Genomic DNA, 15,747 nt, shown 5'->3' with positions numbered 1-15,747 from the left:
AGTCGGGGCAGAGACGGTCCCCGCCCGCTTGGTTGGAGGAGTGCTCGGTGAGGTCGTTGGGACCGTTGGACCCGACCGTTGTCGGCCGGTATCACGCGGTCGCGGTGCTCGGCGAGGGCGGGATGGGCCGCGTCCTGCTGTGCGTGTCCCCGGACGGTCGGCTCGTCGCTGTCAAGCTTCTGCACGCGGAACTCGCCAGGGACCCCGGGTTTCGCGCGCGGTTCCGCCGCGAGGTGGAGGCCACGCGCATGGTGTCGGGTGCGTACACCGCGCCGGTGATGGACGCCGACGCCACGGCCGAGACGCCGTGGCTGGCCTCCGTGTTCGTGCCGGGACCGTCGCTGCGCGAGGCGGTGGACGCCGTCGGGGCGCTGCCGGTCGAGTCGGTGCTGCACGTGGCGGCCGGGCTGGCGCAGGCGTTGCTCGACCTGCATCGGGTTGGCCTGGTGCACCGGGACCTCAAGCCCTCCAACGTGATGCTCGCGGCCGACGGCGTTCGGGTGATCGACTTCGGCATCGCGCGGGCGGCGGAGAGCGCGGACAGCACCGAACTCACCCACGCGAGCGCGCTGATCGGCTCGCCCGCGTTCATGTCGCCGGAGCAGGCGGAGGGCCACGAGCTGACCCCGGCGAGCGACGTGTTCTCGCTCGGCGCGACGCTGGCGGTCGCCGGCACCGGGAACGCGCCGTTCGGCGGCAGGTCGACGCCGCAGCTGCTGTACAACGTGGTGCACACCGAACCCGACCTGAGCGCGCTCACGCCCCGGCTGCGCGAGATCGTGGAACCGTGCCTGGCCAAGGATCCCGGGGCGCGCCCGACGCCGCAGGACCTGCTCGAGCTGATCGGCCGGATCGCCCCGACGCCCCAGCCGTGGCCGAGCGAGGTGCACCAGCTCCTCGCGGACCAGCACGCCGAACTCGCCAGCCTCATCGGCGGCGCCGTGCACGACTCGACCGTCGCCGACGTCGGTCCGGGCCCGACTCCCGAGGGCCGCGCAGCGACGGCGGCCGGGCCGGCGCCGATCGCCCTCCTCGGCCCTGCGCTTGCCGTCACTCCGGCGCATGCCGTCACTCCGACGCCGGTCACCCCGGTTCCGGTCGGCGCGGCCCCGGCGCAGGGCGGTGCCCCGCAGGGGATCATCGTGCCGGCCGGGCCTCCGCGCAGGCGGGCCCCGCTCGCGCTCGGAGTCGTCCTCGTGCTGGTGGCCGGCGCGGTCGGCGCGGTCCTCACGTTGTTCAACAGGGACAAGCTGTTCGAGCACCCGCTGCCGCAGCCGTACCGCGCGGGGGGCGTGCCGACACCGGGATCGACGCCGCTGTCCGCCGTGGCCGACAAGTACGTGCACGATCTGCCGGCGTGCAAGGACATCACCGCCAGGCTGAGTCTGACCTCGGACACCAAGCCGCCGTACGAGGCGGCCCAACCGGAGAAGGGGCAGACCAGATGCGTCTGGGAGGACCCGTCCGGCAACAGCATCGACGTCTACTGGCGGCGGTATCGCACCGGCCAGGGCACCGGTACCGGGGCCGAACAGGCGAAGGCGAGCTACGAGGGCTACTACATGGGCCCAGGCAGCAAGAGGGAGCAGGACATCGGGTTCGCCGAGGAAGGCCAGTGGATCATCCCGCGCGACTCCAGCGACTCCAACTGCGGGCTGTATGTTCGGGACGTCAACCTCGTGGTGATGGCCTTCGTCAAGGGACCCAAGTACCCGGCCAACGCCTGCGAGCCCGACACCAAGGCGCTGCTCAGGGGAGTCGTGGGCGCGACCACACCGTGATGACACCGCTGCCGCCGGACGGTCCAACGCGAATCGACGTTCAGACCAACTTCACCCGGCGATGGTGAATTATTTTCCTCCGGCGGCGAATATTGGCCGACCACAAACGGCGGACCCAAGCGACCAGCCCAGTCCGCCGTTCGGCCCCCTGCCCATGGAGAACGAATGATCCTGCGCAGAATCCTCGTCGCCGCCGGCATCGCCCTCGCCGGCCTCGCCGTCGTGACCCCGGTGGCCGGCGCGAGCGGCTACAAGATGTCCCAGTCGGCGGCGGCCAGCCAGTTCAGTGGCGCGGGCATCACCTGGAGTTCCAGCGGCGGCTGCACGAACCGCTACAACTCGACGTGCACCTCGTTCGACCAGATCAACTCCGGCACCGTGAGCACGATCATCACCCTGAAGCGCGCGTCCGGCTGCGCCATCAACATCACCGGCGGTACCGAGGTCGGGCACGCCTCCGGCACCTACAGCCACTTCAACGGCTACAAGGTCGACATCTCGCACAACTCGTGCATCGACGGCTACATCCATCGCACCTTCAGCTACATCGGGTACCGCGGCGACGGCTACCCGCAGTGGCAGGCGGCGTCCGGGAACCTGTACTGCGACGAGGGCAGCCACTGGGACATCCTCGTCTACTGACACCACCCCGCGCCTCGGGTTCGCCGCGTGCCACGCCTCAGTCCTGCGTGCTGGGCGTGGGCGCGGCGGGTCACCCCGGCGGCCTCTCCAGTGCTGCCAACGCCTGCTCGGCCGCGGTGACCGCCTGGTCTGCGGTGTCGAAGGCCCGCGTGGCCGCCGTGGCGTCCTGTTCGGCCAGTTGACGCGCGTCCCGCGCCTGCCGCAGTCGCTCCTGCGACTCTGCGACCGTGCTGTCGGCCCGCGACACGGCCGCGCGTGCCTCGGCCAGCTCCCGCGCCGCCAGCGTTCGCGCCTCCTCGGCCTGCCGGACCTGGTGGCGGGCCGTGGAGATCGCCGCAGCACGGTCACGTTCGTCCTTCCGTCGCCGGTCCAGTTCGGCCTGCGGCGTCGCCTTTCGTCGCGGCGGCTGCGGCTCGGGGACGTCGGTCCCGGCGACGATCGAGAGAACGGGAAAGCCAAGGGCCGAAGCGGGTTTCAGCGCGGTCGCCAGCCGACCGGCCCGGATCGCGTCCGCCGCGTCGGGCTGCTGGAGGACGGCCGCGAAGGTCTCCTGGACCTGCGCCGCGACCTGGTCGGTCACCGGGACCCCGGCCTGCTCGCCCGCTGCGGCGGCGTGGCCGCCGAGCACCCGCAGCAGTGCAGCGCGCTCCCTCGACAGCGCCCGGATCTGGTCGCCGGCAAGGTTCTGGTGCGCGCGCCGCAGGGAGTCCGCGAGCGCCACCAGGCGGTCGAGGTCCTCGGGATGCCGGCGCGCGACCCGGTTGACCAGCCAGGCCGCGACGGTCGGCTTGCGCAGCGCCGCGATCGCGTCGGCCAGCGCGCGATCCCCGTCCACCCTCGCCTGCCGCGCACGCTCCGCGCGAACCGGGATGAACGCGTCCCTCGGCCCCTGGTACAGCTCGTCGGTCACCGACTCCAGTTCCACCAGGACAGACAACCACCGGCCGCCGCGTCCGGCAGGTCGGGCGCGGTTCAACGATGGCCGGCCTCCCGCTCGGCGGCGTCCATGGCCCGGTCGGTCACCGTCGCCATCCACAGGAGCACGGCGAGCGCCAGGACTCCCATGACGGCGAACACCGCGCGCAGCCCGAGAAGCTGCGCCAGCAGGCCGCCGGCCGCGGCGCCGAGCGGCCTGCTGCCCCAGGCCACCAGCCGGTAGCCGCTGTTGACGCGGCCGAGCAGCCGGTCGGGCGTGACCCGTTGCCGCAGCGACACCATGACGATGTTCGAGACGATGATGCCCGCCGAGCCGACGAAGAACGCGACGCCGACCAGGATCGGGTTCGCGGTGAGCGCGGGAAGGCCGACCAGCGCGGCGCCGGCGAGGAAGGACACCCCGAGGAGTCGGGCTCGACCAAGCGCTCGTTCGGCCGGTTCCGCGATGACCGAGCCGACCACACCACCCACGGCGACGGCCGTCAGCAGCACGCCGAAGGAGCGCTCGGTCAACCGCATGGCGGAGGTCGGGCCGACGGCGTACAGGACGAGGACGGCCCAGGTCGCGTTCGTGGTGAAGTTGAAGACGCCGACCATGGCGGCGAAGGTGCGCAGCAGCCGGTGCCGCCACAGGAACCGCAGGCCCTCGGCGATGTCGGCGCGCAGCGTGGCGCTCCGGTCGCGCGGCACCCGGAAACGCCCCCGCACCAACAACAACGCGCCGAGCGCGACGATCCACAGGGCGACCGGCGTGACGAACGCGGCCAGCGTGCCGACCGTGACCAGGACGCCGGCCAGCGGCGGGCCGATGAACTGGTTGGCGGTCAGTTCGGCCGCGTAGAGCCAGCCGTTGGCCCGTGCAAGGCGGGCTCGAGGCACGAGCTGTGGCGCGAGCGCCTGCGCCGAGGTGTCGTAGACCGTCTCGGCCGTCCCGACGCAGAACGCCACGACGTACAGGGCGGCGATCGAGCCCGCGTCGAACAGCACGGCCAGCACGAGCCCGGCGAGCAGCCCCGCCCTGACGAGCTCGGCGGCGACCATCGTCCTGCGTCGGTCGAGCCGGTCGGCGAACGCGCCGGCCGGCAGGGCGAACAGCAGCCACGGCAGCGTGAACGCGAAGGCCAGTCCCGCGATCGCCGTGGGGGACCTGGTGAAGCCGATCGCCACCAGCGGCAGCGCGACCTTGAGGATCCCGTCGGCCAGGCTCGACAGGCTCGCCGAGGTCCACAGCCGCCAGTAGTCGCGGCCGAGCGTCGGTCGTTCGGTGCGGGCCGCGTCGCGGACCCCGCTCGTGGCTAAGTCGTCCTCCGTCATGAATGGAGAATTGCACATCGATGGAGAAAACTCCATCGATGTGGTCAGTCCATCGGTGTCGTAGCCTGCGGTCATGGACGACCAGGCCGACCGCGAGCCCGCCGAGCCCAAGGGGAAACGCAGGGCGGCGACCGTCCGCGAGACCAAGGCGCTCGGGCATCCGCTGCGCCTGCGCATCCTGCGGCTGTGCCGCGAGCGCGAGTTGACCAACAAGCAACTGGCGGACCGGCTCGACCGCGACCCGGGAACCGTGCTCTACCACGTTCGCCAGCTCGTCGATGCCGGCCTGCTGGAACAGGCCACCGTGCGCACCGGAGACAGCGGCGCCCTGGAGAAGCCCTACCGGGCAAGGGGCAACACGTGGTGGCTGGACGGCCCGCTGGCCGACGCGGACGCGGACGCCGCGTTCGCGCCCATCGCCGCGTTCCAGGACGAGCTGCGCGAGGCGGGCCCCGCCTCCGTCCAGCTCTACGAACGGTTCGCGCTGCACCTCTCGCCCGAGGAGGTCGTCGAGCTGGACCGGCGCATCCTCGAGATCCTCGACGAGTACATCGACACCGACGGCCAACGACTGGACCGGCCGGCCGTCAACGGCATCGTCATCCTGCACCGGCTCGCCGACTGACGGCGGCGAGCCGGTTCCGAGCGGTACGTGCCCGCGCCGCGCGCGGGCCGCCCGCGACGGGTCAGCGCTTGCGGACGACGGCGGTCAGCGTGCCGACGGTCGTCCGAGGGGCCTGCGTGAGGTCGCGGTCGGGCCGGATGACGCGGCGGCCCAGCGCCCAGACGATCAGGCCGAGCACGAACCCGTACACCGACACCAGCCCGTGCCCGTTCTCCTGGGCGAACCACATCGCCAGACCGAGCGCCGGCACGGCGAGCGCGAGCAGCACGGACCCGCGCCCTCGGTTGCGCAGCAGCAGGGCGCCAGCCAGGGTCGCGGCGAGGAAGTACGTCGACCCCGAGCTGCCGGCGAAGTTGCGCGGGTCGGTGCTGGCGGTCTCGCCGAACAGCGAGCCGATGGTCTGCGGCAGGAGATCGCCTGCGAGGAAGAGCGCCAGCATCAGCCAGCCGCCCCAGAACCACTCCGCCAGCGCGGCGATCACGGCGATCGTCGCGAGGTTGTAGGCCGTCCCGAAGACGCCGCCGTTCTGCATGAACACCGAGGTCAGGACGCGCCACCAGCCGGCCTTGCTCGGGTCGCTGTCGAGGGCGTCCATGGCACCGCCCCAGCAGAGCTGGAGCACGACCCCGGCGATCGCCACGACCGTCAGGCCGACCGCGAACCAGGGGATCCGCCGCTGCTGCACGGTGTCCGGGCCAACCAGCGCCACACCGGCCTTGAACATCACCACCAACAGTGCCGCCGTGGTCAGATTGAACACCAGCGCTTCCATAGCCCCCACCCGTGCATAACCTTGGTCGATTTCGCTCGCGGGGACACTAGACCAGACGGAGTCGGTATTTCAAACAGTGTTCGACTCGATACGCTTGGGTGGTGAAGCTGACCGCAGAGCGCATCATCGACGCGGGCATGGAGATCTTCGCCGAGGGCGGCTATCACGCGCTGTCCATGCGACAGGTGGCCGAGCGGCTCGACGCGCAGGCCGGCAGCCTCTACTACCACGTGAAGAACAAGAACGCCCTGCTCCAGCTCATGGCGGACCGGGTGGCCAGGCAGGCGTACGACGCCGGCACCGCCGCGCTCGCCGCCCTGCCCGACCCGCGCGACTGGCGGGCCAGGCTCGAGGCCCAGGCCTCCTCGCTGCGGCGGAGCATCCAGCCGCACCCCGGCGCCGCGCTGCTGCTCGCGCACAGTCCGACGGTGCTCAGCGTCGGCGCCCTGTCGCTGATGGAACGGCTGCTGCTGACCCTGTCCGACGCCGGGGTGCCGGACGAGGACCGGGGCATCGCCGCCGACACGATCCTCAGCCACGTCACGGGATTCGTGTTGCAGGAGCAGAGCGAGTCGGTCACCCCGACGGTCAGCGCGAAGGAGGCGGCCGAGCTGTACCGGAGGTTCCCTCGGACCATCGCCGCCGGCCTGGCATTCGACGCGGACGAGAAGTTCGCGCGAAGCGTTCGGCTGCTCTGTGCCGCGGTCGCAACGCTGATCGCGCCCGAGGACCGCACACCAGCCGAATCCGGTGCCGTGCCGACGAAGTAGTCGGTGAGGTGTTGTGCAGGAGCGAGTCCACGGCGTGCTGATGCTGCCGTGGTTCGAGCGGTTGCTGGTGGGTCGATGGTCCTGGTTCCATGGATTTCCGCTTCGACGCGGCATTCGGTGTTGTGTCGGCGATGTGGTCGGTGTGGTGTTGTGCAGGAGTCGGTGCACGGCGTGCTGATGCCGCTGTGGTTCGAGCGGCTGTTGGTGGGTCGGCGGTTCTGGTTGTACGGATTCCCGCTTCGACGCGGCATCTACCGCCGTGCCGACGAAGTGGTCGGCGAGGCGTTGTGCGGGAGCCGGTCCGCGGCCCACCGACGCTGCCATGGTCCGAGCGACCGCCGACGAACCACTGACCGCGCCTATATAGGCTCCCACCCAGACGCGGCCCGGGGGACGGCGGCGGCACCGCACCTCGCGCGGTGTGCGGTGGCCGGCTGATCGGGGGGCGTGGTGTTCCGGACGAGCGCGTCGCCGACCAGGATCGGCCTGGCGCCGAGGACCGCGCGGGTCATCGTCGGCCTCGTGCTCGCGAGCTTCGCCGGCATCTACTCGCTCGCCGCGCTCGGCGGCCCGCGCGGGGGCGGCACCGCCCTCGGCGCCGTCGCGTGCACGGTGTCGACCATCGCGCTGCACCTCCTCCACCTGCGGCCGGGATCGCGCCGACGCCTCGGCCCATGGCCGGTCCTCGCCCAGACGGCGCTGGCCGGTCTGGCGGTGCTGCCGTTCGGCATGTCGGCCTCCCTGCTGGGTTTTCCGGCCGCCGCGCTGCTGCTCCTGGACGCGGCCCCGCTCGCCGTGCTGGTGGTCGGCGGTGCCGTCACGGTCGCGGTGGTGCGCGCTGGGTTCACCCCCGGCGCCGCCGACGTCGCGATCACGGCGGCCCTGATCGCGCTCGTCGTCTACAGCCTCACCACGCTGGCGGACCGCGTCGCGGAGGTGTCGACCGCGCGGCTCGCGCTGGCCATGTCCGCCGTGGCCGAGGAGCGCCTGCGGATCGCCGCCGAGCTGACCAGGGGTCTCGGCGACGGCCTGGCCGCGATCACCGCGCAGCCGCCGGACCGACCAGGCGCGATCGACGAGATCCTGCGGGTCACCAGGGAATCCCTCGCGGTCGCCCGCCGGGCCGCCGCCGAGTTCCGCAGCCTGTCGTTGGCGCCGGAGGCGACCAGCGCCCGCGCGCTGCTGTCGGCCGCCGGGATCGAGGCGCGGGTGCGCGTCGGCCACACCGAACCCCTCGGTCCGGCCGAGGCGCTGCTGGCGACGGTGCTCCGCGAGGCCGTCACCGACGTGGTGCGGCGCGGCACGGCCCGGTACTGCGAGATCGAGACCGCCGAGCGGAACGGCCAGCTCGTGCTGCTGGTCACCAACGACGGCGTGCCGACCGCGGCGGACGGCATCGGCGCGCTGGAGGAGCTGGCGGCGCGGGTGGCCGAGGCCGGCGGCCGGCTGACGGCCGGACTCCAGCCGGGCGGCCGCTTCGCGGTCGAGGTCACCATCGCGGCGGACCCACCACCCTCGGAGTCGGTGTCGCGGGTCGGCGCGGCCGCGTACCGGCAGTCCGTCGGCGTGCTCGTGGTGGTGCTGGCGGCGTTCTCCGTCAGGGTGCTGTCGCAGGTCCAGCTCCGGCAACTGCCGGTCGCCGTGGCGTTCCTGGCCGCGATCTGCGTCCTCCAGGTCAGGTGGGCGCGCCGGCCGTCGGCCGGGCGGCCGAGCTGGTGGGTCGCCGCGCTGATCGCCCAGGCGGCGCTGAGCTACCTGCCGATCCTGTGGCTCGGCAAGGCGTGGGGCGGCATCGCGGGCGGTCTCGCCGGGTCGCTGCTCGTCGCCCTGCCGGCGATCGCGTCGTGGCTCCTGGTCGCCGTGCTGATGCTCAGCCTCGGCGCGCTGGCCTGGGCGTTCGGCGAGGGCGTTCCGGTCATCCTCAACTCGACCGTCAGCGCGTTGGTGACCGGGCTGATCGTCTACGGGCTCGTCCGGCTCGCCCAGCTCGTCGACGAGTTGCAGGCGGCCGGCGAGCGGCTGGCGCGGGCTGCGGTGGTCCAGGAGCGGCTGCGGGCGGCCCGCGACCTGCACGACCTGCTCGGCCACACCCTCGCCGCGATCCTGCTCAAGTGCGAGTTGGCCAAGCGCTTGTTCGGCAGGGATCAAGCAAGGGCACGGGCCGAACTCGACGACGTGCTGCTGATGGCCGAGCGCGCCAGGTCCGACATGCGGACGGTGACCGGTGGCGATTCGACCATGTCACTGCGGGTCGAGCTGGACTCCGTCCGGTCGGTGCTGGCTGCCGCCGGGGTCGCGGTCAAGGTGGAGTCGCCGGCCGACCCGATCGCCGAGCCGGTGGACACCGTGCTGAGCGTCGTCCTGCGCGAGGCGGTGACGAACGTGTTGCGGCACAGCGCGGCCAGGCACTGCCGCATCGCGGTCTCGGCCCTGCCCGGCTCGGTGCGGCTGACTGTCGAGAACGACGGGGCGTCCGGCGGGACGAGCGCGCCGGGTGCCGGCATCGGCAACCTGACCACCCGGCTCGCGGCGCTCGGCGGGACGCTCGTCGCGCGGGCCGACGGGGACGGCTGGTTCCGGCTGTCGGCGGAAGTCGCGGCACGGCAACCGATGGAATCCCCCGCGCAGCAGGAGAGTGAACTGGGGGATACGGCCTAGGAGGTGTCTTACACGGGCCGCCCCCTAGATCCAGCCGGCCTCCCTGGCGATGCGGACCGCGTCGGTTCGGTTGCGGGCGTTGAGCTTCCCGACGATCGCCGTCAGGTGGTTGCGGACTGTGCCGGCCGACAGGAACAGCTCGGCGGCGATCTCCGGAGCCTCTGCGCCGCCCGCGGTCAACGTGAGCACGTCCTTCTCGCGCGGGGTGAGCGGGTTGTCGGCGAGGTCCCACGCGGTGACGGCGAGGCTCGGGTCGAGCACCCGGCCGCCCGCCGCGACGGTTCGGATCGCGGCCGTCAGGTCGTCCAGCGGCGCCGTCTTCAACAGGAACCCGTTCACCTGTGCGGCCAACGCCCTGCGCAGGTGACCCGGTTTCCCGTGCCCGGTCAGCAACAGCACGCGGCAGGCCGGCAGCCGCTCGCGCAGGGCGGCCGCGGCGGACAGCCCGTCCATGCCCGGCATGTCGATGTCCAGGACCGCCACGTCCGGGGTGTGCGCCAGCGCCAGCGGCGGCACGTCGGCCCCGGAGCCGGTCTCGGCGACGACCTCCAGGTCGTCCTCCAGGTTGAGCAGCGCCACCAGGGCGCCTCGCACGATGTGCTGGTCCTCGGCGATCAGTAGGCGGATCACCGGCCATTCGTACCATTGCCGCCCCGCGCCGTCATCGATCACCCATGACGAGGTCACGGGTGATCGATGACGGCGTCTGTGTCGGGCGAAGCCGCAGGTCAGCAGAGTGAACGGCATGACAGACGCGGTCACCATGGACGTGGTGAGCAAGGTGTACGGCAAGGGCAGGAACGCGGTCGCGGCCCTGCGGGAGGTCTCGATCGGGCTGCCACGGGGCGGCTTCACCGCCGTGATGGGGCCGTCCGGCTCGGGCAAGAGCACGTTCCTGCACTGCGCGGCCGGGCTGGACCGGCCGACCGCGGGGTCGGTCCGGCTCGGCGGCACGGAACTGGCCACCATGAGCGAGACGCAGCTGACGGTGCTGCGCAGGGCGCGGATCGGGTTCGTCTTCCAGGCGTTCAACCTGGTGCCCTCGTTGACCGTCACGCAGAACATCACCCTGCCGCTGCGGCTCGCCGGCACACCCGTCGACCGGCCGTGGCTGGCCGGCATCCTCGCCAGGGTCGGGCTCGCCGACCGGGCCGACCACCGGCCAGCGCAGCTCTCCGGCGGCCAGCAGCAGCGGGTCGCGATCGCCAGGGCGTTGGTGACCCGCCCCGAGGTGGTGTTCGGGGACGAGCCGACCGGCGCCCTTGACACGATGACGGCGCGGGACGTGCTGACGCTGCTGCGGGAAACCGTCGACCAGCTGGGCCAGACCGTGGTGATGGTGACGCACGACCCGGTCGCCGCCTCCTACGCGGACACCGTGCTGTTCCTGGCGGACGGCCACATCGTCGACACCATGGCCGCGCCGTCGCCGGTCGCCGTCGCGGACCGCATGACGCGGTTGGGTGCGTGGGTCCGATGATGCTGGGTCTCGCGCTGAGCACGCTCCGGCACCGCAAGGCCGGCTTCGTCGGGGCGTTCGTCGGCCTGTTCTGCGCGGCCGCGCTCGTCAGCTCCTGCGGCATGCTGATGGACACCGGGCTGCGCGGCGTCGTCGAGCCGGAACGCTATGTCGGCGCCCCGGTCATCGTCTCCGGCGACCAGGACGTCCGCGCCGAGGAGCGGAAGTCCTCGACCTCGACGAAGACCAAGACCAAGCCGCTGGGCGACCGCGCCTGGGTGGCCGCCTCGGTCGCGGACCGGCTCCGGGCCGTGCCGGGGGTGCGGTCGGTCGTCACCGAGGTCGACCTCCCCGCGGCCGTCGGCGCCGCCCCGGGCGCCGAATCGTGGGGCCACGGCTGGGAGTCCGCCGCGCTCACTCCCTTCACGCTCGCCTCGGGCCGCGCGCCGGAGGCCGACGGGGAGATCGTCGTCGACGCGGCGGCGCGGTTGGCCGTCGGCGCGACGACACCACTGCGGACCCCCGCGGGGACGGGCGTCTACCGGGTCGTCGGCGTGACCGCGCAGAGCCTGCCGCACCAGTCGACGGTGTTCTTCGGCACCGCCGAGGCGCGCAGGCTCGCCGGGCACGACGGGCAGTACAGCGCGATCGGCGTGTATCCGGCCGGCGTCGCGCCCGCCGTCGTCGACGCGCTGCGCGGCACCGCAGCCTCGGTGTTCACCGGCGACGAGCGGGGCAGGGTCGAGTTCCCCGGCGCGGACACCGCGCGGACCAGGCTGATCAGCATGGGCGCTGCCCTCGGCGGCACCTCGCTGCTGGTGGCGGTCCTCGTCGTGGCCGGCACCTTCGCGCTCTCCGGACAGCGGCGGCAGCGCGAACTGGCCCTGTTGCGCGCCATCGCCGCGACGCCTCGGCAGATCCGCGCCATGATCGGCGGCGAGGCGCTGGTCGTCAGCGCGGTCGCCGGCACGCTCGGCGCGGCCGCCGGGATCGGCCTCGCGTTCTGGCTGCGCGACACGTTCGCCGGCCTCGGCGCGATCCCGGTGAACCTGCCGCTGGTGGTCGGCCCGTTCCCGCCGCTGGTCGCCGTGGCTGCCACCCTGGCGGCGGCCTGGGCCGCGGCGCGGGTGTCCGCGAGGAGGATCGCCGCGATCCGCCCGGTCGAGGCGCTCGGCGACGCCGCCATGACCCCGCCGAGGGTTCCGGTGCTCCGGCTCGCGGCCGGGGCGGTGGCGCTGGCCGGCGGCGTGGTGATGACGGTGCTGCTGTCGACGATCAGGACGGAGAGGGGCTCCGGCCCGCTGACCCCGGTGACCACGCTGGTGTGGATCACGGCGGTGGCGCTGCTCGGCCCGCCGATCGCGCGCGGAACCGTTGCGGCGCTTGGTCCTGCGCTGCGGCTGTCGCGGATCGGCGGCTGGCTCGCCGCCGCGAACCTCCGCACCGACGCGCGCAGGCTGGCCGGTGTCGTCACGTCGCTGAGCCTGATGGTGGGCATGGCGTGCACGCTGCTGTTCGCGCAGACCACGATGGCGCACGCGCGCGGCGCCGAGGCGTTGGCCGGCAACCGCGCCGACTACGTGCTCGGCACGAGGATCGGGTCGGGGGCGGCCGAGGACGTGCGGTGGCTGCCCGGGGTGCGCGCGGTCACCGAGGTGCTGCATACGACCGTGTGGACCGGCGTCACCTCGCACAGCGCGCAGGCCGTCACCCCGGCCGGCCTGTCGCAGACCCTTGACCTCGACGTGCGCGCCGGATCGATCGACCGGCTGGCCGAGGACACCGTCGCCGTGCGCGAGGGTCTCGGCCCGGGGCTCGGCGACGACGTCCCGCTGTCGCTCGCCGACGGGACCCCGGTGACCCTGCGGGTCGTCGCGGTCTATGGCAGGGGGCTCGGGTTCGGCGACCTGACGCTCGCGCACGACCTCGTCGCCAGGCACGTCGACGTGCCGCTGAACGACTCCGTCCTGGTCGCCGCGCCGACCGTGGACCGGGCCACGCTGGTGGGGGCGCTGCGCGGCGAGCCCGGCGTCGCCGTGCTCGACCGGATCACGGCCGTCAGCGCGAGTTCCGACGGCGGCACCGCGGTCAACTACGTGGCGCTCGGGCTGATCGTCGGCTTCGCCGCGATCTCCGTGGTGAACTCGCTGACCATGTCGACGCTGGGGCGCTCGCGGGAGTTCGGTCTGCTCCGGCTGGTCGGCACCACGCGGCGGCAGGTGCTGCGGATGCTCGCGTGGGAGGCCGGCACGGTCGCGCTGATCGCGACGGTGCTCGGCACGGCGGTCGCGCTGGCGACCCTGTGGGCGTACAGCACGGGGATGACCGGCATGCCGACGCCGTACGTGCCGCTGCCGAGCTACCTGTCCGTCGTCGCCGTGGCCGCCGCGCTGGCTCTGGTGGCTACGGCGCTGCCGGCCGCGCTGGCGCTGCGGACCAGGCCGACGGACGCGATCGGCGTCGGCGAGTAGCCCGCGCCCGTGCGGGAAACCGTGCCGTGGCAACGGTTTCCCGCACGGGCGGTGCGGCGGAGTCAGCTGGTCAGGACGCGATGCTGACGGCGAACACGTGGATCTCCGGCGCGACCGGCAGGGTCACCGTCGCGACGGTCTTGGTCGGGTCGATCGCCATCGACTTGTAGAACACGTCGTAGGAGGTGCCGAAGTTGGCCGGGCCGCTCCTCGTGTTGCGGTGGTCGGTGGTGATCGCCGGCTCGGCGCCGTGGCCGTGCTGGTCGGCGCAGCACCAGTTCGGGAAGCCGATCGAGCCGGTGCTCGACGTGCCGTCGGTGTAGGTCACCGTCACCGTGCCGTCGGTCGAGCCGGCCTCGGCGCCGAGGAACGCGAGCCTCGCGCCGTGCCCGGACAGCGTGACGATCTGGCCGTCGGCCTTCACGTTGTCGTTGCTGCCGATCGCGGCGGCCGGCCAGGTGAAGTTCACGCCGGCGTGCGCCACCGTCGCGCCCGGTGTGGCACCGGCCTTGGCCAGCGCCTGCGCCGAGTAGCTGTCGTTGTCACCGTCGAAGTTGCCTGGCGCGGTGTTCGACTCGTCGGTGATGGCCACGTTGTTCGCGGCCTGCGCGAGCGAGGCGTACGGCGTGTTGGTGATCAGGGTTTCCTGACCGCGCACCGTGTCGCGGCCGTCGCCTGCCCACCGGTAGGAGACGCTCGCGGTGAGCGTGCTCGCGGCCTTGCCCGGCGGTGGCGGCGGGACGGTGACGGCGAAGGTCGCCGCCTTGCTGCGGTCCGAGTCGATCCGGCCGAGGTCGACGACCTTCTCCTTGACCGACCAGCCGTCCGGCCCGGTGAGCGTGACGGCGACCCGCTCGACCGACCGGGGACCGTTGTCGGCCACGGTCACGGTGACCGGCGTGCTCTTGCCGGCCGCGGGGGCCGGGCTGCTGACCGTCACGGCGACGGACGGCTCGGTGTTCTTCTGCGCGTGCCGGCTGATCCGGTACATCGCGGTGCCGTGCGGGGCGACGTTGGCCGAGATGATCCCGTCCGACGCGGTGGTCCGCTTGGTCACCAGGTCCTTGAGCGCGAACGGCGCTCCGGTGGTCAGCCCGACCGCCTGGCCCGTGGTGGTGATGGTCTGCGCGGTGTCGCCCTTGTTGAACAGCACCACCGCGACGTCGCCGCCGGACAGCGGCCGGCTCAGCACGTCGTAACCGTTGCCGGACTGAACGATCGAGCCCTGCACGCCCAGCTTGTCCTGGTCGACCGCGATCACGTCCGGGTTGGTGACCACGGCGAGCTGCTCGGCGGACAGCTTCGCCAGGTTGGTCGACAGCAGCAGCGGCGAGGCCATCTCCGCCCAGAGGGTGAACTGCGACTGGTACTCGGTCGTGGTCATGCCGCCGTTGCCGATCTCCAGCATGTCGGCGTCGTTCCAGTGCCCCGGACCGCCGTGCGCGGGCAGGCCGGGAGTGTTGGCCTCGCCGTAGTTCTGGAGCACGCTCGGCCAGGCGTCGTAGATGTCGCTGCCGAAGCGCCAGAGCTGGCCCTCGTTAGGCAGCCAGGCCAGTTCGTCGGTGAAGTCGGAGCCGGTGCAGCACACGTAGGCCGGCGCCGACTCGGAGAACACCATCGGCCTGCCGGTGTTCAGCAGCGCCTCGCTGGCCTGGTGGTAGACGATCTGCGCGACCTGGCTGGCGGTCTTGCCCGGGAAGGCGTCCATCGGCTGGTAGCAGTAGTCGAGCTTGAGGTAGTCGATGCCCCAGGAGGCGTAGAGGTTCGCGTCGGCCTGGAAGTGGCCGTAGCTGCCGGCTGCGCCCTGGCAGGTCTTGTAGCCGGCGTCCTCGTAGGTGCCGAACTTCAGGCCCTTGCCGTGGATGTAGTCGCCGAGCCACTTCATGCCGTGCGGGAAGCGGGCCGCGTCGACCTGGAGGTTGCCGGCCGCGTCACGGTCGTGCTGCATCCAGCAGTCGTCGATGTTGACGTAGTTGTAGCCCAGCTTGTCCAGGCCCAGCTTGACGATCTGGTCGGCGGTGTCGGTGAACAGCTTCTCGTTCATCTGGCTGTTGCACTCGAAGCCGGCCCAGTCGTTGAAGCCCATCGGTGGGGTCCTGGCCAGCTTGCCGCCGGGGTCGTTGGTGGCCACGGGCTTGACCGGGCCGCCGTCGGGGCGGGTCGCGGCGGTCGCGGGGGAGATCGCGGCAGCGGCGGAGACGGTCAGCGCCGCGATGGCCACGCCGACGGTGACGGCGGCGCGCAGGCCGCCAGGTGGTCGTTGTCGCACAGATGCTCCTTGGTGGGGACGTCACGGTGGCAGAGGTGACGAATCGTGCA

The 15,747-nt window shown here is 72.5% G+C and carries 12 protein-coding genes; 7 read left to right on the top strand and 5 right to left on the bottom strand.

From position 1 onward, the window contains the following. Positions 1-47 precede the first annotated feature (47 nt). Together F0L68_RS18600 and F0L68_RS18595 are read left to right on the top strand one after the other, a co-directional pair. Positions 48-1,781, top strand: a complete 1,734-nt coding sequence (locus F0L68_RS18600) for a serine/threonine-protein kinase (RefSeq protein ID WP_223198917.1) — start codon at positions 48-50, stop codon at positions 1,779-1,781. 165 nt (positions 1,782-1,946) lie between these two features. Continuing rightward, positions 1,947-2,423: a hypothetical protein gene (locus tag F0L68_RS18595; RefSeq protein ID WP_149850870.1), complete on the top strand. Its 477-nt coding sequence runs from the start codon at positions 1,947-1,949 to the stop codon at positions 2,421-2,423. Between the two features lie 70 nt (positions 2,424-2,493). On the opposite strand, the gene F0L68_RS18590 is transcribed toward F0L68_RS18595, so the two are convergent. Both F0L68_RS18590 and F0L68_RS18585 read right to left on the bottom strand, forming a co-directional pair. After that, entirely contained in the window at positions 2,494-3,348 is an 855-nt protein-coding gene (locus F0L68_RS18590) for a hypothetical protein (protein WP_149850869.1), read from the bottom strand. Between the two features lie 47 nt (positions 3,349-3,395). Further along, on the bottom strand, positions 3,396-4,673 hold the full coding sequence (locus tag F0L68_RS18585; RefSeq protein WP_223198916.1) for an MFS transporter: 1,278 nt from the start codon (positions 4,671-4,673) through the stop codon (positions 3,396-3,398). 73 nt (positions 4,674-4,746) lie between these two features. On the opposite strand from F0L68_RS18585, the gene F0L68_RS18580 reads away from it, so the two are divergent. Continuing rightward, entirely contained in the window at positions 4,747-5,298 is a 552-nt protein-coding gene (locus F0L68_RS18580) for a winged helix-turn-helix domain-containing protein (protein WP_149850867.1), read from the top strand. Positions 5,299-5,359: 61 nt separating this feature from the next. Here the strand turns inward: F0L68_RS18580 and F0L68_RS18575 are convergent, their stop codons facing one another. Continuing rightward, complete coding sequence (locus F0L68_RS18575) at positions 5,360-6,079, bottom strand: hypothetical protein (RefSeq protein WP_223198915.1); 720 nt, start codon at positions 6,077-6,079, stop codon at positions 5,360-5,362. A gap of 92 nt (positions 6,080-6,171) precedes the next feature. Here F0L68_RS18575 and F0L68_RS18570 point away from each other — a divergent pair, with 92 nt between their 5' ends. Further along, entirely contained in the window at positions 6,172-6,840 is a 669-nt protein-coding gene (locus tag F0L68_RS18570; RefSeq protein ID WP_149850866.1) for a TetR/AcrR family transcriptional regulator, read from the top strand. 447 nt (positions 6,841-7,287) lie between these two features. Next, on the top strand, positions 7,288-9,498 hold the full coding sequence (locus F0L68_RS18565; protein ID WP_223198914.1) for a sensor histidine kinase: 2,211 nt from the start codon (positions 7,288-7,290) through the stop codon (positions 9,496-9,498). Between the two features lie 24 nt (positions 9,499-9,522). Here the strand turns inward: F0L68_RS18565 and F0L68_RS18560 are convergent, their stop codons facing one another. Then, entirely contained in the window at positions 9,523-10,128 is a 606-nt protein-coding gene (locus tag F0L68_RS18560; RefSeq protein ID WP_223198913.1) for a response regulator transcription factor, read from the bottom strand. Positions 10,129-10,243: 115 nt separating this feature from the next. On the opposite strand from F0L68_RS18560, the gene F0L68_RS18555 reads away from it, so the two are divergent. Beyond that, complete coding sequence (locus tag F0L68_RS18555) at positions 10,244-10,978, top strand: ABC transporter ATP-binding protein (protein ID WP_223198912.1); 735 nt, start codon at positions 10,244-10,246, stop codon at positions 10,976-10,978. Further along, on the top strand, positions 10,975-13,428 hold the full coding sequence (locus F0L68_RS18550; protein ID WP_223198925.1) for an ABC transporter permease: 2,454 nt from the start codon (positions 10,975-10,977) through the stop codon (positions 13,426-13,428). The genes F0L68_RS18555 and F0L68_RS18550 overlap by 4 nt, the downstream gene beginning before the upstream one ends. Positions 13,429-13,498: 70 nt before the next feature. On the opposite strand, the gene F0L68_RS18545 is transcribed toward F0L68_RS18550, so the two are convergent. Next, complete coding sequence (locus tag F0L68_RS18545) at positions 13,499-15,697, bottom strand: beta-sandwich domain-containing protein (RefSeq protein WP_149850864.1); 2,199 nt, start codon at positions 15,695-15,697, stop codon at positions 13,499-13,501. Positions 15,698-15,747 lie beyond the last annotated feature (50 nt).

Source organism: Solihabitans fulvus (genome assembly GCF_008386585.1).
GTDB classification, from domain to species: Bacteria; Actinomycetota; Actinomycetes; order Mycobacteriales; family Pseudonocardiaceae; genus Solihabitans; species Solihabitans fulvus.
The sequence above is the reverse complement of the archived record's forward strand: the minus strand, read 5'-3'. Positions and strand labels throughout refer to the sequence as shown.